This is a genomic window from Anaeromicrobium sp., assembly GCF_025210435.1.
Classification (GTDB): Bacteria; Bacillota; Clostridia; order Peptostreptococcales; family Thermotaleaceae; genus Anaeromicrobium.
Genome location: NZ_JAOART010000056.1, coordinates 1 through 26,207 on the forward strand (window position 1 = coordinate 1; position 26,207 = coordinate 26,207).

Below are 26,207 nucleotides of genomic sequence, written 5' to 3' on the forward strand. Positions count from 1 at the left end.
TAGTTAAAATGCCACAATCGAAACAGCTAACAGCTAACAGCTAACAGCTAACAGCTAACAGCTAACAGCTAACAGCTAACAGCTAACAGCTAACAGCTAACAGCTAACGAATAACGAAGGATGTGATATGCATGCAATTTGAAAGTGAATTGGAAAAATATACAACAATGGGACTTGCTGGTGGTTTTGAGATAAAAGGGGAAGAGAAAAAGCTCTGGTTAGGGGATTATAGGGAGAGGATAGTCTTTGCCCTTTTAGATGAGCAAATAATGAAAAAGGAAGCATTGGTTATATTGAAGGAGAAAGTCAATGATGAAAGGATAGATAAGTTAGTTATAAGGAATGATATACCAGAGATGACTAGGGATAAAATAATGGATATGGCTAAATTGGCTAATATTACATATAAGGAGATTGAAAAAGATGATACTAGGGGGCCTATAGCTTTAACCCTAGCCAGTAAAGAAGCTGTAGAAGTTCGTAAGGTATTAATGGATACTATGCCCCATTTACCTGAGAAGTTTAAAAAAAGTAAGAGTAAGTATTTATGTGAAGAACATATGGAAGAATTAAAAAAAGAAGCCCCCTATTTTGTTAATGAATTTAAGGAGATAAATTTCTTTGATAAATTAACTGGTGAAAAATGTGGAGTGTGCCAATTAAAGAACAATGGAATTATGATGTAAGGAAAAAGAAAAATGTATAAAAAAAACCTCTCTGGTCAATAATCTTTAATAGTAGGGAAGATGGTGGAGCACAAATATGTTTTCGTCCCCCTTTAACATGTTTGTTAGCTGCATTTTCTTTCCTTAAAAAAAGCACATGATAGCAGATTAATTGTAGCAGATGATTATATTAGGCATCTGCATTTTTTGTGTCATAAAAAATTTATATTAAAGATAATTATCAGAGGAGGTTTAAAAGATGAGGGGTATAAAAGGTATTGGAATTATATTAATAATTATTTTAGGAATTGGATTTGTATCTAGCGCACAAAATATGGGAATGGACCATATGATGGAAAATTTTAAAGGACATTTTAAAGAGATGAATGTTAATGGACATATAAACATGGATGGTTCCGTAGACGAAGAGAAGGCCATTAGTATGTTAAAAGATATTAGCAGAAGATTAAATATGGAAGAAATTAAGATAGAAAATAATTCAGATGAGAATATTGTACAGATAAATGGTTTTTATCATAAAGGGGATTATAATATGTCTTTAATAATACAGAGTAACAAGGGAGAAGACATAAAAGAAACTAATATAGTAATAGATTATACTTCTGAGAAAAAGGAATCTATGGAAAAGATTAAAGAGAAAATCAGTGAGGGCTTAAAAGAATATGGGGAAATAAATTATTATACTTCATTCATAGGAACCTATAATAAGAAAATGACTAAAGAGGAAAAAAGGGATGTGGTGAAGAATTTAATAGATACATATAAAATAAGGGTAGAAGAAGAGTATGAAGATAAAAATATAGTTAGCATAACAGGATATACTAAAAACTTTAAAAAATGGATACAATATGGTGGAAAAAAGGTAAATATAAATATTGCCATGAGATATAATAATTATGATGGAAAAACTTACGTAATAATGGGATATCCATTGATTACAATAGGATATTAATAGTATTGTTGGTTGTTATAGGTTTGGGAGATGAAAATCACATTTATTCTAACTATTTGGTTAGACGTTAGTCGTCTGTCGTTAGTGGTTAAAACCACAAGCATCTAACTATTAACGACCAACGACTAACTATTAACACCTAACAACAAAGGAGGACGCATATGTGGGAAAGTTTCTAGTAAGGAAAACAGATGAATTAAAGGGAAGAGTTAAAATTAGTGGAGCTAAAAATTCAGTACTCCCCATATTGGCAGCTAGTATATTATCTAATGATGAATGTTTACTTGAAGAAATTCCAAATTTAAAAGACGTAGTAGTTATGCAGGAATTGCTAAAGGCCTTAGGTGCTAGTGTGTCTTATGAAGAAAAAACAGAGGTTATAAAAATTAATGGACAAAATGTAAATGTATGCGAGGCACCCTATGATTTGATTAGAAAAATGAGAGCTTCATTTTTAGTTATGGGTCCTCTTTTGGCTAAATGTGGTAGAGCTAAAATATCATTACCAGGAGGTTGTGCCATTGGATCTAGGCCTATAGATCTTCACCTAAAGGGTTTTGAAGCTTTAGGTGCTCAGATAAAGGTGGATCATGGGTATATAGAGGCCAGTGCCGAAAAATTAATTGGAACTACCATATATTTAGATTTTCCTAGTGTGGGGGCTACAGAGAATATAATGATGGCTGCCACCTTAGCTGAGGGAACTACTATCATAGAAAATGTGGCAGAAGAACCTGAAATTGTAGATTTGGCTAATTTTTTAAATGGTTTAGGTGCAAACATAAGGGGAGCAGGAACAGATACTATAAAAATTCAGGGAGTTGAAGAACTAGGTCATTGCAATCATACTATTATTCCAGATAGGATAGAGGCAGGAACTTTCATGGCTGCTACAGCTATTTGTAGTGGTGATGTGGAAATATGTAATGTGGTTCCAGGTCATTTAAAACCTATGATAGCAAAACTGAGGGAATGTGGAATTATAATAGAAGAAAAGGGAGATTCCATAAGGGTTATATCTAGTAAGGACATAATTCCAACAGACGTTAAAACCTTACCATATCCGGGATTTCCTACGGACATGCAATCCCAATTTATGTCCATATTAACTAGGGCAAAGGGAACTAGTGTAGTAATAGAAACTGTATTTGAAAATAGGTTTATGCATGTGGGGGAATTAAAGAGAATGGGTGCTAACATAAAAATAGAAGGAAGAAGTGCCGTTATTGAAGGTGTAAAAAAACTAGATGGAGCCCAAGTTAAGGCTACGGATTTAAGGGCCGGAGCAGCTTTAATATTGGCAGGAATGGTGGCAGATGGAGAAACTATTATAGATGACATTTACCATGTGGATCGTGGATATGTAAAAATTGAAGAAAAACTACGAAGTTTAGGTGCTAATATTGAAAGAATTGAATAATATGAGGATTTCCTGGGAAATATAGAAACTTTATATGGTATGGTGTCGTTAAATAGGATGGTTGATGGATATTGATCATCTTTTTTTTGTCATAAAAACCCCCTTTGTTGAATAAGGATTATAAGATAGGTGGCGTCAGCTGTAGATTTCGTATTCATAAACTTGCTTTATGTGTGCCTATTTCAGGAAAATATATTGAAAATTTTTCCACCCAAGTCCTTGTCACAAGCGAAAGCGTGAATCTTCGTAGATAGGTTCATGAGTCATGTTTAGGTAGCATAGAATGTTGTGACGTTCCAGGGTTTCAAAAATTTTCAATAGTTTCCCTTATAGGCAAGTTACTGTATAAATAAATCTTAGAGTTACGAAATCTATAAGGAATATCTAATCTAAAAGGAGGTACTTATGAAAAAAATAATAGGATTAACCATATGGATTTTTATTGTAATAATCATAATTCCAGCCATACTAATACAAAGTTGCGACATAGGAGAAAATACTATAAAAAAAGAAAAGATTATTAAAGAGGATATAGAATATGTATACGTGTACAGAACTAAAAAAGATAAGATAGAAAAAATAGAAATAGAAGAATATCTAAAGGGCGTAGTATCATCAGAAATGCCAGCTAGCTTTGAAATGGAGGCCTTAAAGGCTCAAGCTATTGCTGCTAGAAGCTATGCTGTATCCCGAGTTAAAGCCTATGGGGGAAAGGGAAACCCAGGACATAAGGGTAGTGAACTTTGTGATGACGTCCATTGTCAAGTATATAGGGATGAATCTGAGCTTAGGCATATAAAACCAAAAGATTGGATGAGGGATTATTATCCTAGAATTAAAGAGGCTGTAGAAAAAACAAAAGGTCTCATAATGACTTATGAAGAAAAACCCATATCTCAACCCCTATTCCATTCTACTAGCGGTGGTAAAACAGAGAACTCAGAAGATGTATTTACTAGTGCAGTCCCCTATTTAAGAAGTGTAGAAAGTCCCTATGAAAATGAAGCTCCCCATTATACTGACGAATATGTTCTAAGACCTAGTGAATTTGTATCTAAAATGAAAAAGAAATATAGGGATATTACTTTGAATTCAACAAATATTAAATCACAGATAAAAATTCTCCAAAGAAGTGAAGGCGGAAGAATATTAAAGATAAAAATAGGGAATAAAGTATTAAGAGGTAGAGATGTGAGAAGTGTCCTAGGTTTGAGATCTGCTAATTTTAGTATAAGATATGGTGGAGGAGATATAATATTTAATACGGTAGGATACGGACATGGAGTTGGCATGAGTCAATGGGGAGCCAATGGTATGGCCAAGGAAGGATATAAGTATGATGAAATATTAAAGCATTATTATATAGGTGTAGACATAATGAAAATGAAATAGATATGAAAAAAATTAGCATCTCCATGTATTAATTTGTCCACTCTGGCAAAACTACATAATGGAGGTGTTTTTATGAAAAACAAAAACAGTATTTATAAATTATTAGAGAAGAAATCCTTCTATATTGCCTTATTTTTAGGTGTTTTCATATTAGCCACAAGTGCTGTATGGGTTAATAAAAATAAGGTAGAAGATGACAAAATAGGGGAAGATTACTTTAATAATGGAAATGTGGCACAGAATGGAGAAGATATAGACGAACCTATAATCTTTATAGAAGACCAAATGGAAGAATTAAGGGCTGAGATGAAAGAACAACGTCAAGTTCCAAAGAAAGTTCATAAAACTAAAGATCCAACAAAAACATTAGTGTCAAGAAAAACTAGGACCATTAAAAAAGATGAAGAAGTTCCCGTATTAAAAATAGATGAGACAGAGGCAGTTCCTTCATCTACTTTGGCTAATATGAATATGATAAAACCCTTAGAGGGAACTGTGGGTATGAACTATGCAGAGGATACACTTACATATTCAAAGACATTAGATCAATACACTACCCATAAGGGAATTGACATAGAAGCAGAATTAAATACTCCTGTAGTTTCTGTTCTTGATGGAGAAATAATAGAAGTAATAACAGATTCAAGACTAGGAATTACCATATCCATAGCCCATGCAAATGGATTGATTACTAAATATGCAAATTTAAGCACCACAGAAATGGTAAGTGTGGGAGATGTGGTAGAACAAGGTCAAACCATAAGTGGAGTGGGGAAAACTGCTTTATTCGAAATAAGTGAAAAGCCCCATTTACATTTTGAAGTACTATTAGATGGAAAAAATGTAGACCCAGAAAAATTCATGAAATAAATAATAAAAAAACAGGGCGCTCACCCTGTTTTTTCTCATCTTATAATAATATGTGTACAATGTTACGAGATCAGGGTTAAGGTTGTAGTTATAAAATATCTTAACGCTAAACTCTAAACTCTTAACTAAGGGTTTCTATTAACTATGAGTAGAGAAAAATTTATTCTCTGGATAATCAAAAATTTCATAGTGTCTATCTGTATATATTATGAGCTTCTGTATTTCATTCGAGTCGCTTTACCACCTCTAATATGTCTTTCGGCTTTATTTTTATCAAGTATTATCTTAACTTGATTTGCAACACGAGGGTTTATCTTAGGAAGACGTTCTGTAACATCCTTATGAACTGTACTTTTGCTTACACCAAATACTCTTGCAGTTTGCCTAACTGTTGCTTTTTCATTTATAATATATTTAGCTATTTCTATTGCTCTTTCTTCTATATAATCTTTCAATTGAAATTACCCCCCTTTTGATACATCCCTTGATAAATCATATGCAGAACTATATGGTAGTAGAACTTAAAATTAAAGGTACAAAAGGATATCTATTCCCTAGTTTATAAGGGTTAATAATAGGTTATGAATTACTAAATATGAAAATATATTGACTAAAAACTAGAGAATAGACACAATAAGTTTACAAAAAAGTAAAAATGCTAAATTAAATAAAGGATTTATAAAGGTTATATAGAATAGATAGGATGGTAGAAAAAAATTTAATTGTAAAAATATATAGATAAATGTAGAATTGTAGGATTTTATGATTATATACGATTATAAGGAAAGGAGTATATTATGTTTGGATTAGGTATGGAAGTGGGTATAGATTTAGGAACAGCCAGTGTATTAGTTTTTATAAAGGGAAAAGGAATAGTTTTACAAGAACCATCAGTAGTAGCTATAGATAAAAATACAAATCAACTATTGGCAGTTGGTGAAGAAGCTAGAAGAATGTTAGGTAGAACACCAGGCAATATTGTGGCTACAAGGCCCCTTAGAGATGGTGTCATATCAGACTATGAAGTAACGGAAAGAATGCTTAGATACTTTATTCAAAAAACTTGTGGTAAAAGAAGATTTTTTAAACCAAAGATAATAGTATGTGTTCCTAGTGGTGTAACAGAGGTGGAAAAAAGAGCAGCCATTGAAGCGACAACAGAAGCAGGTGGAGGAATTGCCCACATAATAGAAGAACCAATTGCAGCAGCCATTGGTGCTGGAATAGATATAACGAAGCCCGATGGAAACATGGTAGTGGATATTGGCGGAGGTACGGCAGATATTGCAGTGATTTCTTTAGGAGGAGTAGTTGCTAGCAAATCCATAAAAGTAGCTGGAGATACTTTTGATGAACATATAGTTAAATATATGAGAAAGAAGCACAATTTACTAATTGGAGAAAGGACAGCAGAAGCCCTAAAAAAAGAAATAGGTTGTGCATATCCCAAAAAACAATTATCGAAAATGGAGTGTAGGGGACGTGATCTTATTTCTGGTCTACCAAAGACCATAGCTACTAACTCGGAAGAAATGCTAGAAGCCCTAGAAGAACCAGTGATTTTAATAGCAGAGGCAGTCCATGCGGTACTAGAAAGAACTCCACCGGAGCTGGCAGCTGATATTAGTGATAGGGGAATTGTAATGACAGGTGGAGGTTCATTACTAGATGGTTTAAATAGGCTTATAGAAGAGAGAACGGGAATACCAACCTATATAGCAGAAGATGCAGTAACATGTGTAGCTAAGGGTACGGGTATAGCATTAGAGTCTTTCCATGTGTTAGAAAAGAGTATGATGAGTTCTAGGAGTTTTAGAAAAAATAGATAGATATGGAGGCAGGTACTTAGGTAGCTGTCTTTTGTTTTTATTATATAGATTTCTGGTGTATAAACTTGCTTTATGTGGGCCTATTTCAGGAAACCATTGAAAATCTTTTCCACCCAAGTCCTTGTCACAAGCGAAAGTGTGAATCTTTGTATATAGGTTCATGTGTCATGTTGGAGTAGCATAGGATGTTGTGACGTTCCAGGGTTCCAAAGATTTTCAATCGTTTCCCTTATAGGCAAGTTACTGTATGGTTAAAACTTTGGAAGGATAAGTTTATGATGGAAGCAGGTGACAGATTATGGAGTAAAAGTTTTTCTAAAGTTTTTGTTTTTTTTGTCGATATAATGAGTTAGAGAGATATACGGTGGAGAGATAGCAGTTACCAGTGACCTGTCACCAGTAACCTGTCACCATACTTACGGAGGTTGAACATGTTAAGAGGACTGTATGCAGCTACAACGGGAATGAGTGTGAATACAAAAAAGTTAGATGTAATAACTAATAATATAGCTAATATGAATACGGCAGGTTATAAGAAGGATTTGGTTATAACGGAAAGTTTTCCAGAAGTTTTAATAAGTAAGCAGGTGGATCCTAGGGAAGCCCTTGAAAGTCCAAGTAAGGGAATAGAAGTAAAAAAAGTTGGAAATGGATATGAACTAAAAACAGATAGTGGATATTTTAGAACAAAATATGATAATATGACTAGTCACGAAAGAACTTTAAAGCTTACTGTTAACGAAGATGGATATTTAAGTACCTTTGATATGAACTCAAGTGGAAGTATAAACACTAATGGAGGTCATTTAATATTAGGAAGTAAGGGTCCTGTATTTGTAGGCCAAGGATCCTTTGAAATAAGAGAAAATGGACAAGTAATAGTGGATGGAAATCCAGTTGATAATTTGGTAATACCTACACCACCTGGAGTTATAGGGACGTTAAACTCAGGGGTTAAGATAAATAAAATAGCAACTAATTTTTTACAAGGGAACATGCAAAATACAGAAAGTGATTTAGATATGGCCATAGAAGGAGATGGATTTTTTCAAATACAAACTCCAGAAGGCATAAGGTATACGAGGGACGGAAGTTTTAAGTTGAATGATAATAAGGAATTAGTGACTCAAGATGGATACCATGTATTGGGAGAATATGGCATAATTCAGATAGATGCGGAAAAAATAGGTGTAAACGAAAAGGGAGAAATACTTTTAGATAATGAGTATTGGGATACTTTAAAGATTGTAGATATTGAAAATAAAAAGGATTTAAGAAAATTAGGGTATAGTATGTACAAGATGGAAGATAGAGTAGAACCTATAGAAAAATCATTTAATGGGAAAGTTCTACAAGGATTCCTAGAAGGATCTAACGTAAATCCTATTAAGGAAATGTCTAAAATGATTAGTTTGTACAGAAATTATGAAACTAATCAAAAAATAGTAAAGGCCTATGATGATACATTAGGCAAAACAGTAAATGAAGTAGGAAAGGTGTAAAATAGTTAGCAGTAGGCGGTTGGCGGATAGCAGTAAAAAAAAACAACTTGACAACCCATAACAAAAAGATCAAAATCGTAACAGCTAACAGCTAACAGCTAACAGCTAACAGCTAACAGCTAACAGCTAACAGCTAACAGCTAACAGCTAACAGCTAACAGCTAACAAAAAAAGGAGGAATTTTTCATGCGTTCACTTTGGACAGCAGCATCGGGAATGAAAGCACAACAGCTTAATATAGATACCATATCTAATAACTTGGCCAATGTAGGAACTACAGGATATAAAAAACAAAGAACTGAATTTAAGGATTTATTCTATGAAAAACTATCTAAGAGTAATGCGGACGAAAGTGGTGGAAAGCCAGTTAATTTAGAAGTGGGTCATGGTGTAATGCCTATAGCCACTGCTAGAAGTTTTGCTAAGGGAAACTTAGAACAAACGAACAATGAGTTAGATGTGGCCATAGATGGTGATGGTTTTTTTGAAGTAAGGGATGCTAATGATAATTTATTTTATACAAGGGATGGTAGTTTTAAGATAAGTGTAACAGATGGAGAAGCAAGATTAGTCACTTCTGATGGATATTTTGTTCAAAGTGATGGTGGTGATATAGAACTTGGAGAAGATTTTGAAAGTATCAATGTATCAGGATCAGGAACAATATCTGTAAAAAGAAAAGGTGAAGATGATGCAGAAGAATTAGGTCTATTAAAGATAGTTACCTTTGCTAATAGACAAGGACTTGAAGCTAAAGGGTCCAACCTATATGGAATAAGCGCCGTATCAGGAGAGCCAGTGGAAGCAGAAGAAGGTGAAGGTGGCAATATAAAACAAGGATTCATAGAGACATCTAACGTTCAAATAGTAGAAGAAATGGTAAAAATGATTATGGCCCAACGTGCCTACGAAATAAACTCAAAATCCATACAAACGGCAGACCAAATGTTAGAACAAGCAAATAATTTGAGAAGATAAAGTAGTTAGCGGTAGGCGGTTAGCAGACGGCGGTTAAATATATGTATATATAAATTCTTCTAATGGAAATAATACTCTTATTATGAATAGCAAGTAGGAGTGGTATTGTGAGTAATTACAAGGAATTAATAGTATGGAATGTAGCTCATAAACTTGTGTTAAATTTATACAAAGAGAGTGTTGTATTTCCTAAAGAAGAAAGATATGGCTATACCAGTCAATTAAGAAGAGCAGCAGTGTCAATTCCTAATAATATAGCAGAAGGGCAAGGTAGATCAAATAACAAAGAGTTTATAAATTTTATAAGAATTGCAAAAGGTTCTGCTACAGAAGTGGAATATTTAATATTATTAGGTAGAGACTTAGGTTATATAAACAATGATAAATATACGTACTACAATAATGAAATAATTAAAATATTAAGGATGCTAAATAATTTAATAAAATCATTGAGAAAACTTGAAAATTTATGATTGAAAAAACAAAATTGTAACAGCTAACAGCTAACAGCTAACAGCTAACAGCTAACAGCTAACAAAATGGAGGTATATACATATGAAAATAACAAAAACTCCTCAACCGCAACTAAACAATGCAAATCAAAAAAACAAAGACCTAAAAGAAGCTTGTAATCAATTTGAAGAGTATTTTGTAAATATGATGCTCAAAAACATGAAAAACACCATAGGAGATTCAGATTTGACGGAAAAAAGCCATGGTAGAGAAATCTTTGAGGATATGCTAGATGAAAAGATTGCATCTAATATGGCAAGGGGCAGAGGATTAGGTTTAGCTAGCCAAATGTATAAACAATTAATAAAGAATAAAGGAATCAATAACTTATAGTTATTGATTCTTCCTTTTTAGAAAGATAGTTAGATAAATATGGAAAAACGTATGAAAAATGTGTAACATACTGTCGAATGGTTGAAAAAATTATCCTAGTAGGGTAGAATTAAAATGCTAAGTATAAAAAGGAGATGAACAACGTGTTAAACAATGTAGAAATACAAGAAATAATTCCCCATAGATATCCATTTTTATTAATAGACAAAATAACTGAAATGGAAATAGGAAAAAGAGCAGTAGGAATTAAAAATGTTACTATAAATGAACCTTTTTTTCAAGGTCACTTTCCAGGAAATCCTATCATGCCAGGAGTACTTATTGTAGAGGCCCTAGCACAGGTAGGAGCTGTATCTGTACTTAGCATGGAAGAAAATAAAGGAAAATTAGCCATGTTTACAGGAATTGAAGGAGCTAAGTTTAGAAGACAGGTAGTGCCTGGAGATACTCTAAGACTAGAAGTGGAAATGGTTAGCATGAGACGCGGCATGGGAAAAGGTGAAGCCGTGGCTTATGTAGGAGATGAAGTTGCTTGTAAGGCTACTATTAAGTTTGCAGTGGTAGATAATAAGTAAAAACTATAAAGTTAGCAGTAGGCAGTCAGCGGATAGCGGTAAAAAAGCTTGACAATATATAATCAAGATATAACTATCGTAACAGCTAACAAAGTTAATGGAGGTTAACAAATGGAAGAAATAAGCCTAAGAGAACTCATAGAAATACTATTAAAAAGAAAAAAAATAATATCAGGAATAACAGCCTTTTTTATCATCTGTGCAGTAGTAGTTAGTTTATTTGTACTAGATCCAGTATATGAAGCTAAAACCATATTGATGACATCAGATATAAACAAGGTGATGAATAAAGACACTAGTGGGGTAGATGGTATATTAGACACAATAAACCAATATCCTCAAATGAATGTTCAAACATATAAGGAACAGGTTAATAATCCACACATAATAGATGAAGTAATCAAAAAATTAGAATTGGATAAATTAAATATTAATAGAAGAAGTTTGCAAAATATGATTTCTTTGGACAATGTAAAAGACACAAATCTTATAACTATTACTATAGAATACTCAGATCCTGAAATGGCAGCTAAGATTGCCAATTCCATAGGAGAAGAGTTCACTAAATTTGTATCTAACAATGCAAAAAAGCAAGCAACTAAATCAGAAGGATATGTAAAAGAACAATTAGAACAAGAAAAATCTAAGTTAAATGATACACTGGTTGAATACAAAAAATTCCTACAAAAACCAGAGGGAACTCAAGAATTATCTAAGGAAGTAAATTCAAAATTAGACATTATAACTAAATATAAGGCTAAATTGATAGATGTGGAAGTGGAAGAAAAGAAGGCATTGGCAAAGCTAAGTAAATCAAAGGAAATATTAAACAGTACACCAGAAAAGATAGAATTAAAAAAATCTTTAGCTGATAACACTGAAATGTTTAATACTATTAAAGATAGTTTAGGACAAGGTAGTAAAGAATTATATGAAGTAAATGTAACTGAGGAAATATTAAATAGTAACTATATGTCTATGAAAAATAGCATAAACAATTTAGAAACATATTTGGCTACTGTAAAAGCAGAGAAAGTTAATGTTAAGGAAAAGATAGGAAAAACTCAAAGGGAATTAGAAAGCTTACAAATAAAATTGGCAGAAAGACAACATGAAGAGAGAATAATAAACGAAAAGGTTAAATTTGCTCAAAATACGTACGATTCTTTCTTGAAAAAATATGAAGAAATTCGCATAGCTAAAACCTCTGCAATAGGAGATGCGGCCATTAGCATAGTATCAGATGCAGTAATACCCATGGAACCAGCGGGGCCAAATAAGAAATTGAATGTGGCTATAGCTATTGTATTAGGGTTAATGATAGGAGTATTTGTAGCGTTTTTTATGGAGTATTGGAAAGAAAGTGAAAAAGAACTAGTTAAATAGGGGGAGAACCTGTGGAAAATACTTTGGGAGTAAAGAAAATCACTGGGATAGATAAATTTCTACTATTTTGCATAAGTGTACTCATATTATATCCACCATATTTAAGAGGGCTATTTTTTGAAAAAGAGTTTATCCCTACTAGTATGGCCATAATTGTAGTTGGATTAATATGGATATTAACTAAAAAAAATAATAAAATAATAAAATCATTAAGTGATATGTTCGTTTTAGGATTATGGTTAATGTACTTAATATCTATAACCTATGGAGTAAATATAAGACTTGCCATTGGAGAGGCATTAAGGTATTCAGCTTATTTTGTTATATATTATGTTGTTAGATATTATGCTAACAAAGATAGAAAAATTAAACATGTACTATTGAATATCATACTTATAAGTGGTTTTGGAGTTGCTTTAGTAGGTATAGGATGTGCCATAGGTACATGGAGTTATAATGGGGCATACACATGGGGACGTTTAAACTCTACACTACAGTATACTAATGCATTGGCATCTTATATGTGCGTATTATTCTTTATTGGAGTATACTATGCATCAGATAGATATAATTTAAAACACAAATGTTTATATGGAATATTATGTACTACTTTTTTCTTTGCATTTGTATTGACCTATTCAAGAGCTATGTTTTTAATGGTGATTCCACTTATGTTATTATATGTGATTATAGACAATAATAGTATAAAAATACTTTTATATAATATATCCTATGCTTTGGTAGGAACTGGTTTTGCCCTTTTATTTCATAAGAGTTTAAAGAATAATAATGGGGCTATATCATGGTCCATATATGGAACTATGTTAGTAGTCACAATATTAGTGACTTATCTAAACTACAAGATGAGGTTTAGATTTTCTAGAATAAAGAAAAAGACTATTTACATATGTATAGGAATCATAATATTAATTTCTTCCATAATAGGAACGAGCTTTGTTGTAGACTTGGATAAAATAGGAACAGACCAGGAAGTGAACATAGTAACTAAGACCATAATAAAGGTCACACCAAAACCATTAATGGAAAGATTTTTGATGGTTGGAAACAGGGAAAAAAATGTGGAAGGCAGAATAACATTCTATAAAGACGCATCTAAAATAATCAAGGATTATCCCCTATTTGGAACTGGTGGTGGTGGATGGAAAACACTATATCCTATGTATCAATCCTTTGATTATTACACTACAGAAGCACATAGTTACTTTGTTCAAATGTTTGTAGAAACGGGATTAATAGGAATCGGTTCTTTTACAATGATAATATTATTACTGATTAAAGATTTATTTAAGATAAAAAAATACAAACTAGATTCTATGAAAATAAGTATATTTATAAGTATTATGACTTTTATAATACATAGTTTAGTAGATTTTGATTTGTCTCTAAGTGCTCTATCATTAGTATTATGGGCATTGATAGGTATATATGTGGAAGATGATAAATTAACAGATCAGAAAATATCATGGAAGTATTTGGTCCTAGCAGTAATGTTAATATCCTTAGTAGGTTCTACATCCATATACTGGGCTAGTGTTAATGGAGAAAGGGCTGCAGCTATTGTAAGACAAGATCTAGGAAAGGGAATAGAGTATCTTGTGGCAGCAACAGAATCGGATCCTTTTGAGGCAAAATATAAATCTGATTTAGGTCGCTTCTATATGGCAGCAGGGAAAAAGCAAGAAGCTAAAAATCAGTTTGATAAAGCAGTAGAATTAAGTTCATATGACAGGAATATACTTAGAAATGCAATGTCCTTTTATTTGAGAACAGGATACCTAGAAGAAGGATTAAAAATAGCAGATAGATTAGTTGAAGTACAACCCTTGAAATTACAGAATTATGAAATAAAATCTGATGTATATTACGAAGCTGGCAAATTAATGTATGAAAAAGATAGAAAAGAAGAAAGTAGAGAATATTATAAAAAAGTAATAGAAGTAGAAAATCAATTTAATGAGTTCTCAAAAAAATCTATTAAACCTATGGAATTATCAGAGAAAACTAAAAATAATATTGAAGGTTCTAAGAAAGAATTAAAAGAAAAATTTTGAAAAGTAAATGAGGGAGATTAAATGACAAAAATTCTTCAAGTAGCAGCTATAGATAAAACCATATATAAGTTTATTCTTCCTCTTATGAAAAAACTTAAAGAAAATAATTATGAAGTCATATGTGTTTGTTCTGATACGGGAAGCAGTGGTTTAATAAGAAAAGAAGGGTTTAAAGTATACAACATAAATATAGATAGGAAAATAAGTCCTGTGTCAAATATAAAAACTATACGGAATATATTTAAAATAATTAAAAATGAAAAAATAAACATAGTACATACCCATACACCTATAGCATCTGTGTTAGGCAGAATAGCTGCAAAGATTGCTAAAGTAGATAAGGTAATATATACGGCTCATGGATTATATTTAAATAGCAAAATATTTTATTATATAGAAAAATATATGATAAAATATTTTACAGATTATATTTTTACAGTAAATAATGAGGATTATAATTTAGCAATTAAAGAAAAATTTTGTCACGAAGATAAAATAAAAAATATAAATGGCGTGGGAATAAATATAGAAAAATTTAGTCCTGATAAAATAGATTCTAATGTTAGAGAGGAATTTAATATAAAAGAGAAGCATATAGTAATAGGGTTTATAGGAAGAATTGTAAAAGAGAAAGGTATTTTAGATTTGGTGAAAGCCTATGGTAAAATACAAAACGAATATGGAAATACAAAATTACTAATAGTAGGTCCAGATAATTTGAATGAAAGAGATAATAATACTAGAGAAGAAATAGATAAACTTATAAAACATCATGATATAAAAGAAAGTGTAATATTTATTGGCTACAGAGATGATATTCCAGAAATCCTAAAAGGAATGGATATATTTGTATTACCATCATACAGAGAAGGAATGCCCGTATCACTATTAGAAGCCATGTCAATGGAATTACCTGTAATAGGAACAGATATAAGGGGAAGCAGAGAAGAAATAACAAAGGATACGGGAGTAATCTATTCACCTGGAGATATTGATGGGTTAGCTAATTCATTAGAAATAATATTAAAAGATATGAAGAAAGCTAAAGAAATGGGCAAAAGTGCTAGAAAAAGAGTTACTAATCACTTTTCAGAAGAGCACGTATTAGAAAAACAAATGGAAGTATTTAAAAATCTAAAATGGGGAAACAGATTATGTTTATAAAAAATCTATTTGATAAAATAATGTCTTTAATTATACTATTAATTTTATCACCAGTATTAATAGTAATAGGAGTATTAATAAAATTAGATTCAAAGGGACCTGTATTCTTTATCCAAGAAAGGGTAGGTCTCAACGAGAAACTATTCAATGTGTACAAGTTTAGGACTATGGTGACTAATGCCTACGAAATATCAGGCTACTACACAGAAGAAAATGATCCTAGAATAACTAAAATAGGTAAATTATTAAGAAAAACTAGCTTAGATGAGTTACCGCAACTTATAAACATATTAAAGGGAGATATGAGTATAATAGGGCCAAGACCAACATTAGAGTATCAAGTAAAAGAATACAATGATTTTCAAAGACAAAGACTTAAAATGAAGCCAGGAGTAACTGGCTGGGCACAGGTAAATGGACGAAACAGCATATCGTGGCCTAATAGAATAGAGTATGATGTGGAATATGTAAATAATTATTCTTTTATGTTTGATATAAAGATACTTTTAAAAACTATAAGAGTAGTATTAAAACGAGATGGCATATATGGTGAAGAAGAAAACTTTAAAATAAGGTGATTGTATGAAGAATCTAATCATAATAGGTGCAGGCGGCTTTGGTAGAGAAGTGGCCTGGTTAGTAGAAGAAATTAATAGAGAAAAAGATACCTGGAATTTACTTGGTTTTGTGGATGACGATAAACTGAAACACAATACTTATATAAATGGATATGAAGTTTTAGGCGGATTAGATATACTAAAAAAATATCCCAATATATACGTAGTATGTGCAGTGGGAAATCCAAAAACTAAGAAAATAATATTAGATAAAATTAATAAATATAATATAAATTATGCTATATTAATTAATCCAAGTGTACTAAAATCAAAATTTGTAACTATTAAAGAAGGTAGTATAGTATGTGCAGGAACTATTATCACTACAAATATACATATAGGAAAACACGTAATAATAAACTTAGATTGTACTATAGGTCATGATGCTGTAATAGAAGACTATAGTACCATACTACCAAGTGTAAATATATCAGGAAATGTACACGTAAAAGAAGGGGTCAATATAGGTACAGGAACAAATATTATAAATAATATGGGGATTGGAGAGTGGGCAACTATTGGTGCAGGTGCAGTAGTAGCAAAAAATATTCCATCACATTGTACAGCAGTAGGCATTCCTGCAAAACCAATAAAATATCATGAAGTATATTAAATATATAAAAATAAGTGTATGGATAAGTACATTGATTTGGATGAGTATAATATTCTATTTTTCCAATCAGCCAGCAGAAATATCTAGGATTCAATCAGGAAAAATCCTAGTAGATATGGAGGTTCTAAAATCAGGGGAAGAGACAATAGTAGGAGATAGTAGAATATTTCAACTACAAAAATTAATTAGAAAAAGCGCTCACTTTATAGAATACTGTGGACTAGGAACACTAATGACCTTATCTATATATTTTATGAATACAAGTAAAATATATATAAAAGGTTGGTCATATTCAACCATATATGCAGCATCTGATGAGATACATCAATACTTTATACCAGGTAGAGGAGCAATGCTTAGGGACGTATACCTAGACTCCATAGCTGCATTAACAGGAACTATAATAATATTTATTATAATTAAAGTATTAAATAAAAGATTTAGATTTTAGGGTTTTGACTCTGAACCCTAAAATCTAAACTCTAAACTACACACAAGGAGACTATATATGAAAAAAATACCTCTAGCCAAACCAGATATAACACAAAAGGAAATAGATGCAGTGACAGACGTATTAAAATCAGGAATATTAAGTATTGGACCTAAAGTAGAAGAATTTGAAAAGATGATAGCAGATTACATAGGGGTAAAACATGCCATTGCAGTAAACAGTGGTACAAGTGGTCTTCACTTAATTATAAAGTCATTAGGAATAGGTACTGGAGATGAAGTAATAACTACTCCTTTTTCATTTATAGCTTCAGCTAATTGTATATTATTTGAAGGGGCCACACCTGTATTTGTAGATATCGATGAAAAAACATTAAATATAGACATAGATAAAATAGAAGAAAAAATTACAGAAAAGACAAAGGCTATATTGGTAGTAGATGTATTTGGACATCCAGTAGATATAGATAGAGTTAATGAGATTGCTAGAAAATATAATTTAAAAGTAATAGAAGACTCTTGTGAAGCACTAGGCAGTGAGTATAAAGGAATCAAATGTGGTGAAAATTGTCATGCAGGAGTATTTGCCTTTTATCCTAACAAGCAAATTACTACAGGTGAAGGTGGCATTATAGTAACGGATGATGATAATATGGCAAAACTTTGTAAAAGTTATAGATCTCAAGGAAGAGCTATTACAGGAACATGGTTATACCATAAGAGATTAGGATACAACTATAGACTTAGTGAACTACACGCAACACTAGGCGTTGTTCAGATGGAGAGAATAGAAGAAATACTTAAAAAAAGAAAAAGAGTAGCAAATACATACAATCAACTACTAAAAAATGTAGAAGGTGTAACCATTCCATATATAGATGAAGATGTTAATAGTATGAGTTGGTTTGTGTATGTAATAAGACTTGGTGAAAATATAGATAGAAATTCAGTTATGAAAGAACTTGAAAACAGAGGTGTAGGATGTAAACCTTATTTTACACCAATACATGTACAGCCTTTTTATAAGGATAAGTTAAAAGAAAAATTTGAAGTTACAGAAAAAGTAGCAACTCAAACCATAGCACTTCCGTTTTATACAGGCATGAAAAAAGAAGAAATTGAATATGTAGTAGAGCAATTGAGTGATGTACTGAAAAAATACAAGGTATAGGAATATAGTATATTGATATACTCTATTTATTTAATCTTATAGAATAACAAGAAAAAACAGGGGAATATATATATAAGGAATGAAGAACGTATGATACTAAAAATCCAAAAAATAAAAACTAGACTCATATATTTACTAATAATAACATTACCTATGATGATTTATATAAAACCATCAAAAGAGTTATTAATAAATTTTGCATTATCAGATGTTTTCATGGCTTTAATAGTATTATTATTTTGTATTGATGTTTTTAGTTATGCGAGATTAAATTATAAAACATTAAACATGCAAGAATTAAAAGAAAAGCTTAGAGAAATATTTCCATATAGATACTATTTTTTAGGTTTATTAGCTTGGATGATTATATCCAATGTACATGCGGATTTTAACCCAAATATCAAAATAGTAGGGTCACTTACCATTTTATTAGAAATAATAAAATTTATTATTTCAGCATGTTATTTTTTTATTGCCTACAATAGCATAAATAATAAAAATGAAACTACTAAACTATTGAGAGTATGGACATACACAGCATTAGCTATTGGATTTTTAGGTATCATAGGAACTGTATCAGCATATAATGGAAACTCACTTGATATGAAAATATTTTTAATAACTAAATATAAAAGATTAGTATCAACACTAACAGATCCAAATCTAGCATCAGCTTATTTTAGCATATCTTTTTACATAACCATGCTATTTATAAATAATGTAAAAAATAAATCAGAAAAGGCTTTGTCAATAGTTACATTAGTTGTTTTAATAACAGCTATAATATTAACCCAATCTAGAAGTGGAACGATATCTTTTATAATAAGTTTTTGTATATATTTTTTATTAAATATAAAGAACCATTATAAATATTTATTAATTATAGCATTTAGTATATTAATAGCATTCTTTGGATTTTTAAATATAGATAATACACATTTTGACGGATATGTACAGAATATATTGGGAAAGAGATTCCAAGAAGTTACAGAGTTTTCAGGTGAAGCCAAAGTAAGAACCAACCTAGGAAAATGTGCATATGAAATGGGAAAAGACCATGTACTAATAGGAGTTGGAAGAGGGAACTATAGAGAAAACTCTAAGGAATATTTTGAAAAGATAGGTATAGACGTAGAGGATAAAAATTATTATGAAAAATATGGTATGAAGATACCCCACAATACATATGCCACATTTTTGGCAGAACTAGGCATGTTTGGTACATTGCTATTTATATCTATATTTGTAATATTGTTAAAAAAATTACTTAAAGCCAATATAAACAACAAACCAAACATAATATTAATTGCCTTGTTGACGTCTTTTTTAGTACAAGCATTTGCCATAAATTTAGAAAATTTTAGAGGAATATGGGTAGCTTTAGGGCTAGCTTTTATAATCTGTAAAATTAATGATGAAAAGGTCAACTTAGATAAACAAATCCAAAAAACATTTAAATATGAATTTTCTAATAAAAATAGAAATATATTGACAGTACTTCTTGCTATAATTTTTATGTTTGTGTATTTACCAGTAGTAGAAAAAAGCACAAACCTGATAAAAATAAAAGGTGTAGCAGTTGAGTATATGGAAGATATACAAAAAGATACAGAATATATATTAAACTATAATATATCAGAAGAAAAAAAAGACCCACAAGGCCTAACGTACATAAAAATATATTCAATTAATAACAAAGATAGACAGATTCTAAACAAAATAGATTATTACACACCAAATGGGACTGGAAATTTACTATTTAAAACAAAACTTGATACAGAAAAAATAATCATTGAAATTGATAATAAAGATAATGAAGATATTATTTTAAAAGATGCAAAACTTGTTTGCAAAAAAACAGGAGTGGGACAATTAGTATTTACAGACTATAAGTATCTACCCAAAATTCTAGAAAACAATAAAATTATTAGAAAACTTGCTAATAATGAAGTTAAAGTAGATATAGAAAACTATAGAGTATTTGAAAATAGCATGTTAAAAAACAAAGATTATACAGAAATAAAAAATACAAAGAAACAATCGATATATTTTAATGGTGAATATCCAATAAATCTATCAGATAAAATGTTGTTTTTAGGGTCTACAATAGAACAACTAGGTAAGTATAAAGCAAAAGTAAAGTTTCGATTTAAATGTATAAATAAAATGGATATAGACTATAGAATATGGTTTCATGGAAGAGTAATAGATGATAAGCTTGTATCAAAGAGTAGGCGGAAATTTGGATTTGAAAATTGGGATCATGAATTACCAATAAAAACAACAAAATGGCAAATAGGAAAAATATATGAATATGAAAAAATAATAACAGTTAATTCAGGACAATATGATTTAGTGTTTGGGCTTTGGAATACTCAAAAGGACCCTAAAACGGGTGAAGTCTATAGATTATATCCAAGTGTGAATATAGGCAGGACACAGATAAAATAATAAAATGTAAACTAATGACATTATTTGAAACAAGAAGTACAATGAGATTGCAATGTTCAAATATTGAACGAAAGAGAAAGGTTGCGGTATGGAATTAGGGAAAACGAAATAAATATATTAGAAGTTTTGAATAGTGAATTAAATATCTCTCAAAGAGACATAGTAAAAAAAGATAAATATGAGTTTAGGCATGGTAAATGGTTTAATAAAGAAGCGTATAAAGAAAATGGCTAATGAAAATAGAGAATCTAAATGCAAGAAGTGTTAAATATACACTAACTCCTAAAGGAGTAGAAGAAAAACCTAGAAAAATATTAGAGTATGTATCAAAATCCTATAGAGTTATAAAATTGATTAATACTCACATAAAAGAAGTTACACAAGAGTATATAAAGAAAGGAATAAAAAGTATCGTATTAGGCTCAAGCGATAAGATGAAAGAGATTGTTGTACAAAATTAAGGGATATGGAAGTAGATTTCAAAGGTTTTAAGGACGCTAAAGAGATAGAAGGTATTTATAAGAAAGTGATATATATATGCGAAACAAAGTATGAAAATCAAATCAATTAAATAATAAATCGGTGAAATATATAAATTTAATGAAAGAGTAGTTTTAGAGGGAGGACAACCGAATGGAAAAAATAGCTGTAATAGGTTCTGGGTATGTAGGTTTAGTTGCAGGAACATGTCTCTCGGATTTTGGACGAGAAATAGTTTGTGTAGATAATAATAAACAAAAAATACAAGACTTAAAAAAAGGTATTATACCTATATATGAGCCGGGGTTAAGTAATTTAGTAGAAAGGAATGTTTATTATAAAAGATTATCATTTACAACAGATATACAAAGAGCAGTAGAAGAAAGTGAAGTGATTTTTATAGCAGTAGGAACACCAGCAGCAGATGACGGTAGTGCAGATCTTCAATACGTACTTCAAGTAGCTAAAGATATAGCTACATATATGAATGGATATAAGGTAATAGTAGACAAGTCTACTGTTCCTATAGGGACTGGACAAAAGGTTAAAAAAGTAGTACAAGAAATACTAGATGAAAGAGGAGTTGACTACAAATTTGATGTAGTATCAAATCCAGAATTTTTAAGAGAAGGCTCAGCTATACACGATTTTACTCATCCAGATAGAGTAATTATAGGATCAGAGTCAGAAAAAGCAGAAAAAATAATGAAAGATGTATATAGAGTATTGTATTTAAATGAAACACCATTTGTAATGACAAATATAGAAACAGCAGAGATGATCAAATATGCATCCAATGCATTTTTAGCAATGAAAATAACTTATATAAACGAAGTTGCAAATCTTTGTGAAAAAGTAGGAGCAAATGTTCAGCACGTAGCAAAAGCTATGGGAAAGGATGGACGTATTAGTCCTAAGTTTCTACATGCAGGGCCAGGATATGGAGGTAGTTGTTTTCCGAAGGATACAAAAGCACTTGCCAGTATTGCTAGAGAACATGAAGAAGTTATATCATTGATAGAAACTACTGTAGATGCTAATAGAAGACAAAAGCTAAAAATGGTAGAAAAAATTAAAAATGCTGTAGGGAATTTAGAAGGGAAAACATTGGGTATATTAGGAATTACATTTAAACCAAAAACAGATGATATGAGAGAGGCTCCTTCACTAACTATATTAACAGAACTTGCGAAGTTTGGAGCAAAATTAAAGATATTTGATCCAGAAGGAAAAAAAGAAGGGACTTGGAGATTAAGTCATATAAAAGAAAATATTGAGTTTTGTAGTAATGAATATGAAGCATGTGAAAGCACTGATGGATTAGTAATTATAACAGAATGGCATCAGTTTAGAAATATGAATTTAGAAAGATTAAAAGATACAATGAAAGACTATTATTTCTTTGATTTAAGAAATATATATGAAAGAGAATTAGTTGAAGAGAAAGGATTCAAATACTGCGGTGTTGGAATTTAATATGAAACTAGTTAAATTTAGGAGGTAGATCATTTGAAAAAAGTATTAGTTACAGGAGCGGATGGGTTTATAGGTAGCCATCTTGTAGAAGGATTACTAGAAGAAGGATATGATGTTAGAGCTTTTGTTTATTATAATTCATTTAATTCATGGGGATGGCTAGATACGCTTTCAAAAGAAAAATTAAGCAAGATAGATGTATTTACAGGAGACATTAGAGATCCTAATGGGGTAAAAGAAGCAATGAAGGACATTGATGAGGTATATCATTTAGCTGCACTAATTGCCATTCCATTCAGCTATCATTCTCCAGATTCCTATGTAGATACAAACATAAAAGGAACTTTGAATGTATTACAAGCAGCTAGGGATTTAGGAACAAAGAGAATTTTAGTTACATCAACCTCAGAAGTATATGGCACAGCACAATATGTACCAATAGATGAAAAACACCCATTTCAAGGACAGTCTCCGTACTCAGCTACTAAGATAGGAGCAGATCGAATAGCGGAATCTTTCTATAAAAGTTTTAAGATGCCTATTACTATTGTAAGACCATTCAACACCTATGGACCAAGACAATCTGCAAGAGCTGTTATACCTACTATAATAACTCAGCTTTTGGCTGGTAAAGAAGAAATTAAATTGGGAACATTAACTCCAACAAGAGATTTTAACTATGTTAAAGATACTGTTCGAGGCTTTTTAGAGATAGCTAAATCAGAGAAAACAATCGGAGAAGAAATAAATATAGCTACGCAAGAGGAAATATCAATAGGTGAGCTTGCGCAAGAGCTTATAGATCAAATTAATCCTAAGGCGAAAATAGTATGTGATGAGCAAAGAATGAGACCAGAAAAGAGCGAGGTAAACAGACTTTTAGGAGCAAATGAGAAAATTAAAAAACTTACAAATTGGGAAGCAGGATATTCACTAAAAGAAGGATTGGCTGAAACTATAGAATGGGTTAAAAACAACTTAGACAAATATAAAGTTGATATCTACAACATATAAAAGGAGAATAGCTATGAGCAATTTTATACCTTTATCAATTCCCAATTTTAAAGGGAAAGAATTAGAATATGTTACAAAAGCTGTTGAGACAGAATGGGTTTCTACAGGTGGTGCTTATATTGACCAGTTTGAAGAACAGATAGCCCAATATTTAAACGTAGGACAAGCTGTTGCTTGCCAGAGTGGTACAGCAGGTCTTCATTTAGCGCTAAAACTTTCGGGAGTAGAATATGCTGATGAAGTGATTGTTCCTACTCTTACATTTATTGCTGCAGTAAATCCTGTGAGATACTTAGGAGCAGAACCTGTCTTCATGGATTGTGATGATACACTCAACATAGATTTGGATAAATTAGAAGAATTTTGTAACAATGAATGTCATTTAACTGAAAAGGGACTTGTAAATAAAAAAACAAACAAAGTTATAAAGGCTATGGCCATTGTCCATGTATTTGGAAATATAGCTAACATGGAAAGAGTGATGAACATAGCTCAAAAGTATAAATTAAAAGTTATAGAAGATGCAACAGAAGCATTAGGATCATATTACCTAGAAGGAAAATATGAAGGAAAATATGCTGGAACAATAGGCGATTTTGGAGTTTATTCATTCAATGGCAATAAGATTATAACTACTGGTGGTGGTGGTATGCTGGTAGGTCAAAATAATGATTTGGTTTCTAAGGCGAAGTATTTATCAACACAAGCGAAAGATGATACATTATACTATATTCACGATGAAGTAGGTTATAACTATAGAATGACAAATCTACAAGCTGCTTTAGGGGTAGCGCAGTTAGAGCAACTGGAAAAGTTTATCGAGACGAAAAAAAGAAATTATCATCTATATAAAACAGAAATAGATGAATTAAAAGGATTAGAACTATTGAATTTTAATAAGAATATTAGACCTAATTATTGGTTTTATTCATTGGCTATAAATAAAGAACAATATGGACTAGATAGAGATCAGTTATTAAGAAAGTTGAATGAAAGCGGAATACAGACGAGGCCTATATGGGGGCTGAACCATGAGCAAAAACCTTACGTAAATAATGAAGCATATAAAATAGAAAAAGCTAAATATTACTTGGATAGAGTTTTAAATATTCCTTGTAGTACAAATTTAGAAGAAAAAGATGTGTTAAGAGTAGCTAATATCTTAAAAGCGTTAAAATACAGTTTATAAGAAGGGATTTCTATGAATTTACAGGATTTATTTATTACTGAAGATATAACCATAAAAGAAGGAATAAAAAAGTTAGATAAAACTGCAAAAAAAATTCTTTTAATTACTGAAGACAATAAATTAAAAGGAGTTATAACAGACGGAGATATTAGACGTTGGATTTTAAAAAATGGAAATCTGTGTGAAAAGGTTAAAGTAATAATGAATAATAATCCAATGTATTTGACAAAAGAAAATGAATATAAAGCTAGACAAATAATGAAGGAAAAGCTAATAGAAGCGATTCCTATTATGAATGAAAAAGAAGAAATTGTAGATATAATATTTTGGAATGATAGCTTTAAAGAAAAATTAAATCATTACAATAGAATAGAAAATCCTGTGGTTATAATGGCAGGAGGGAAAGGAACACGATTATATCCCTTTACAAAGATACTTCCAAAACCATTAATTCCTATAGGCGATGTGCCTATAGTAGAAAGAATTATAAATAGGTTTACAGATTATGGCTGTAATCAATTTTACTTCACTGTTAATCATAAAAAGAATATGATCAAAGCGTATTTTAACGAATTGGAAAAGAATTATACAGTGGAATATATTGAAGAGGAAAAGCCTCTGGGAACGGGTGGAAGTCTTTATTTATTAAAAGATAGGATGAATGAGACCTTTTTTGTAAGTAATTGTGATATTTTAATAGAAGGAAATTACTCCGACATGTTAAAATATCACAAAGATAATGAAAATAAAATTACTATGATTACTTCGTTAAAACACAATACTATACCCTATGGAGTTATCGAACTAGGGAAAAAAGGGACAGTTAATAATATAATTGAAAAGCCGGAGTATAATTTTTTAGTTAACACAGGAATGTATATACTAGAGCCAGAAACGTTAAATGATATACCAGAAAATCAATTTTACCATATAACAGATTTGATAAATGATTATATTAAAAAAGGTGAGAAAGTAGGGACTTATCCTGTAAGTGATAGAGCGTGGATGGATATGGGTCAGCTTGAGGAAATGGAAAATATGATTAACAGATTAGGTTTAAAGTAAAGGAGTTGC

26 protein-coding genes are annotated in these 26,207 nt (G+C 31.0%); 25 read left to right on the top strand and 1 reads right to left on the bottom strand.

Going from position 1 to position 26,207, the window contains the following annotated elements:
* Nucleotides 1–131 precede the first annotated feature (131 nt).
* The 5 genes from N4A57_RS06665 (at nt 132) to N4A57_RS06685 (ending at nt 5,320) form a co-directional block, all read left to right on the top strand.
* Nucleotides 132–686, top strand: coding sequence for a DUF1694 domain-containing protein (locus N4A57_RS06665; RefSeq protein WP_293657028.1), 555 nt, complete (start codon nt 132–134; stop codon nt 684–686).
* A 238-nt stretch (nt 687–924) separates the two neighbouring features.
* Nucleotides 925–1,638: a YwmB family TATA-box binding protein gene (locus tag N4A57_RS06670; RefSeq protein WP_293657030.1), complete on the top strand. Its 714-nt coding sequence runs from the start codon at nt 925–927 to the stop codon at nt 1,636–1,638.
* Between the two features lie 163 nt (nt 1,639–1,801).
* Nucleotides 1,802–3,058: a UDP-N-acetylglucosamine 1-carboxyvinyltransferase gene (gene murA / locus N4A57_RS06675; protein ID WP_293657031.1), complete on the top strand. Its 1,257-nt coding sequence runs from the start codon at nt 1,802–1,804 to the stop codon at nt 3,056–3,058.
* Nucleotides 3,059–3,463: 405 nt separating this feature from the next.
* A complete protein-coding gene (spoIID, locus tag N4A57_RS06680; protein ID WP_293657032.1) occupies nt 3,464–4,450 on the top strand; it encodes a stage II sporulation protein D in 987 nt (328 codons plus the stop codon).
* A gap of 72 nt (nt 4,451–4,522) precedes the next feature.
* Entirely contained in the window at nt 4,523–5,320 is a 798-nt protein-coding gene (locus N4A57_RS06685; RefSeq protein WP_293657034.1) for a M23 family metallopeptidase, read from the top strand.
* 206 nt (nt 5,321–5,526) lie between these two features.
* Here the strand turns inward: N4A57_RS06685 and spoIIID are convergent, their stop codons facing one another.
* On the bottom strand, nt 5,527–5,775 hold the full coding sequence (spoIIID, locus tag N4A57_RS06690) for a sporulation transcriptional regulator SpoIIID (RefSeq protein ID WP_095134726.1): 249 nt from the start codon (nt 5,773–5,775) through the stop codon (nt 5,527–5,529).
* Between the two features lie 342 nt (nt 5,776–6,117).
* On the opposite strand from spoIIID, the gene N4A57_RS06695 reads away from it, so the two are divergent.
* From N4A57_RS06695 to N4A57_RS06790, 20 genes are all read left to right on the top strand, one after another.
* Nucleotides 6,118–7,149: a rod shape-determining protein gene (locus N4A57_RS06695; protein WP_293657036.1), complete on the top strand. Its 1,032-nt coding sequence runs from the start codon at nt 6,118–6,120 to the stop codon at nt 7,147–7,149.
* A gap of 431 nt (nt 7,150–7,580) precedes the next feature.
* Complete coding sequence (locus N4A57_RS06700; protein ID WP_293657037.1) at nt 7,581–8,651, top strand: flagellar hook-basal body complex protein; 1,071 nt, start codon at nt 7,581–7,583, stop codon at nt 8,649–8,651.
* A 186-nt stretch (nt 8,652–8,837) separates the two neighbouring features.
* Complete coding sequence (flgG, locus tag N4A57_RS06705) at nt 8,838–9,629, top strand: flagellar basal-body rod protein FlgG (RefSeq protein ID WP_293657038.1); 792 nt, start codon at nt 8,838–8,840, stop codon at nt 9,627–9,629.
* Nucleotides 9,630–9,736: 107 nt separating this feature from the next.
* Complete coding sequence (locus N4A57_RS06710; protein WP_293657040.1) at nt 9,737–10,102, top strand: four helix bundle protein; 366 nt, start codon at nt 9,737–9,739, stop codon at nt 10,100–10,102.
* 82 nt (nt 10,103–10,184) lie between these two features.
* Nucleotides 10,185–10,475, top strand: coding sequence for a rod-binding protein (locus N4A57_RS06715; protein ID WP_293657042.1), 291 nt, complete (start codon nt 10,185–10,187; stop codon nt 10,473–10,475).
* Between the two features lie 143 nt (nt 10,476–10,618).
* Nucleotides 10,619–11,050, top strand: coding sequence for a 3-hydroxyacyl-ACP dehydratase FabZ (gene fabZ / locus N4A57_RS06720; protein ID WP_293657043.1), 432 nt, complete (start codon nt 10,619–10,621; stop codon nt 11,048–11,050).
* A gap of 111 nt (nt 11,051–11,161) precedes the next feature.
* On the top strand, nt 11,162–12,436 hold the full coding sequence (locus tag N4A57_RS06725) for a GumC family protein (protein WP_293657044.1): 1,275 nt from the start codon (nt 11,162–11,164) through the stop codon (nt 12,434–12,436).
* Between the two features lie 11 nt (nt 12,437–12,447).
* A complete protein-coding gene (locus N4A57_RS06730; RefSeq protein ID WP_293657045.1) occupies nt 12,448–14,508 on the top strand; it encodes an O-antigen ligase family protein in 2,061 nt (686 codons plus the stop codon).
* Between the two features lie 21 nt (nt 14,509–14,529).
* On the top strand, nt 14,530–15,672 hold the full coding sequence (locus tag N4A57_RS06735; RefSeq protein ID WP_293657046.1) for a glycosyltransferase family 4 protein: 1,143 nt from the start codon (nt 14,530–14,532) through the stop codon (nt 15,670–15,672).
* Nucleotides 15,663–16,250, top strand: a complete 588-nt coding sequence (locus N4A57_RS06740; protein WP_293657048.1) for a sugar transferase — start codon at nt 15,663–15,665, stop codon at nt 16,248–16,250. Before N4A57_RS06735 ends, N4A57_RS06740 begins: the two co-directional genes overlap by 10 nt.
* A 4-nt stretch (nt 16,251–16,254) precedes the next feature.
* On the top strand, nt 16,255–16,902 hold the full coding sequence (locus tag N4A57_RS06745; protein WP_293657049.1) for an acetyltransferase: 648 nt from the start codon (nt 16,255–16,257) through the stop codon (nt 16,900–16,902).
* Nucleotides 16,889–17,353: a VanZ family protein gene (locus tag N4A57_RS06750; protein WP_293657051.1), complete on the top strand. Its 465-nt coding sequence runs from the start codon at nt 16,889–16,891 to the stop codon at nt 17,351–17,353. The genes N4A57_RS06745 and N4A57_RS06750 overlap by 14 nt, the downstream gene beginning before the upstream one ends.
* A gap of 57 nt (nt 17,354–17,410) precedes the next feature.
* Nucleotides 17,411–18,523, top strand: a complete 1,113-nt coding sequence (locus N4A57_RS06755; RefSeq protein ID WP_293657053.1) for a DegT/DnrJ/EryC1/StrS family aminotransferase — start codon at nt 17,411–17,413, stop codon at nt 18,521–18,523.
* Between the two features lie 90 nt (nt 18,524–18,613).
* Nucleotides 18,614–20,974: an O-antigen ligase family protein gene (locus tag N4A57_RS06760; RefSeq protein ID WP_293657055.1), complete on the top strand. Its 2,361-nt coding sequence runs from the start codon at nt 18,614–18,616 to the stop codon at nt 20,972–20,974.
* Between the two features lie 63 nt (nt 20,975–21,037).
* Nucleotides 21,038–21,208 carry a hypothetical protein gene (locus N4A57_RS06765; protein WP_293657057.1) on the top strand — a complete coding sequence of 57 codons (171 nt, stop codon included), beginning with the start codon at nt 21,038–21,040 and terminating at the stop codon, nt 21,206–21,208.
* A complete protein-coding gene (locus N4A57_RS06770) occupies nt 21,208–21,435 on the top strand; it encodes a hypothetical protein (RefSeq protein WP_293657058.1) in 228 nt (75 codons plus the stop codon). Before N4A57_RS06765 ends, N4A57_RS06770 begins: the two co-directional genes overlap by 1 nt.
* Nucleotides 21,436–21,607: 172 nt before the next feature.
* A complete protein-coding gene (locus tag N4A57_RS06775) occupies nt 21,608–22,930 on the top strand; it encodes a UDP-glucose dehydrogenase family protein (protein WP_293657059.1) in 1,323 nt (440 codons plus the stop codon).
* A gap of 33 nt (nt 22,931–22,963) precedes the next feature.
* Entirely contained in the window at nt 22,964–23,944 is a 981-nt protein-coding gene (locus N4A57_RS06780; protein ID WP_293657061.1) for an NAD-dependent 4,6-dehydratase LegB, read from the top strand.
* A gap of 13 nt (nt 23,945–23,957) precedes the next feature.
* Nucleotides 23,958–25,133 (top strand): LegC family aminotransferase, encoded by a 1,176-nt coding sequence (locus N4A57_RS06785; RefSeq protein WP_293657063.1) that lies wholly within the window; start codon nt 23,958–23,960, stop codon nt 25,131–25,133.
* Nucleotides 25,134–25,145: 12 nt separating this feature from the next.
* Nucleotides 25,146–26,198, top strand: a complete 1,053-nt coding sequence (locus tag N4A57_RS06790; protein ID WP_293657065.1) for a nucleotidyltransferase family protein — start codon at nt 25,146–25,148, stop codon at nt 26,196–26,198.
* Nucleotides 26,199–26,207: the final 9 nt, after the last annotated feature.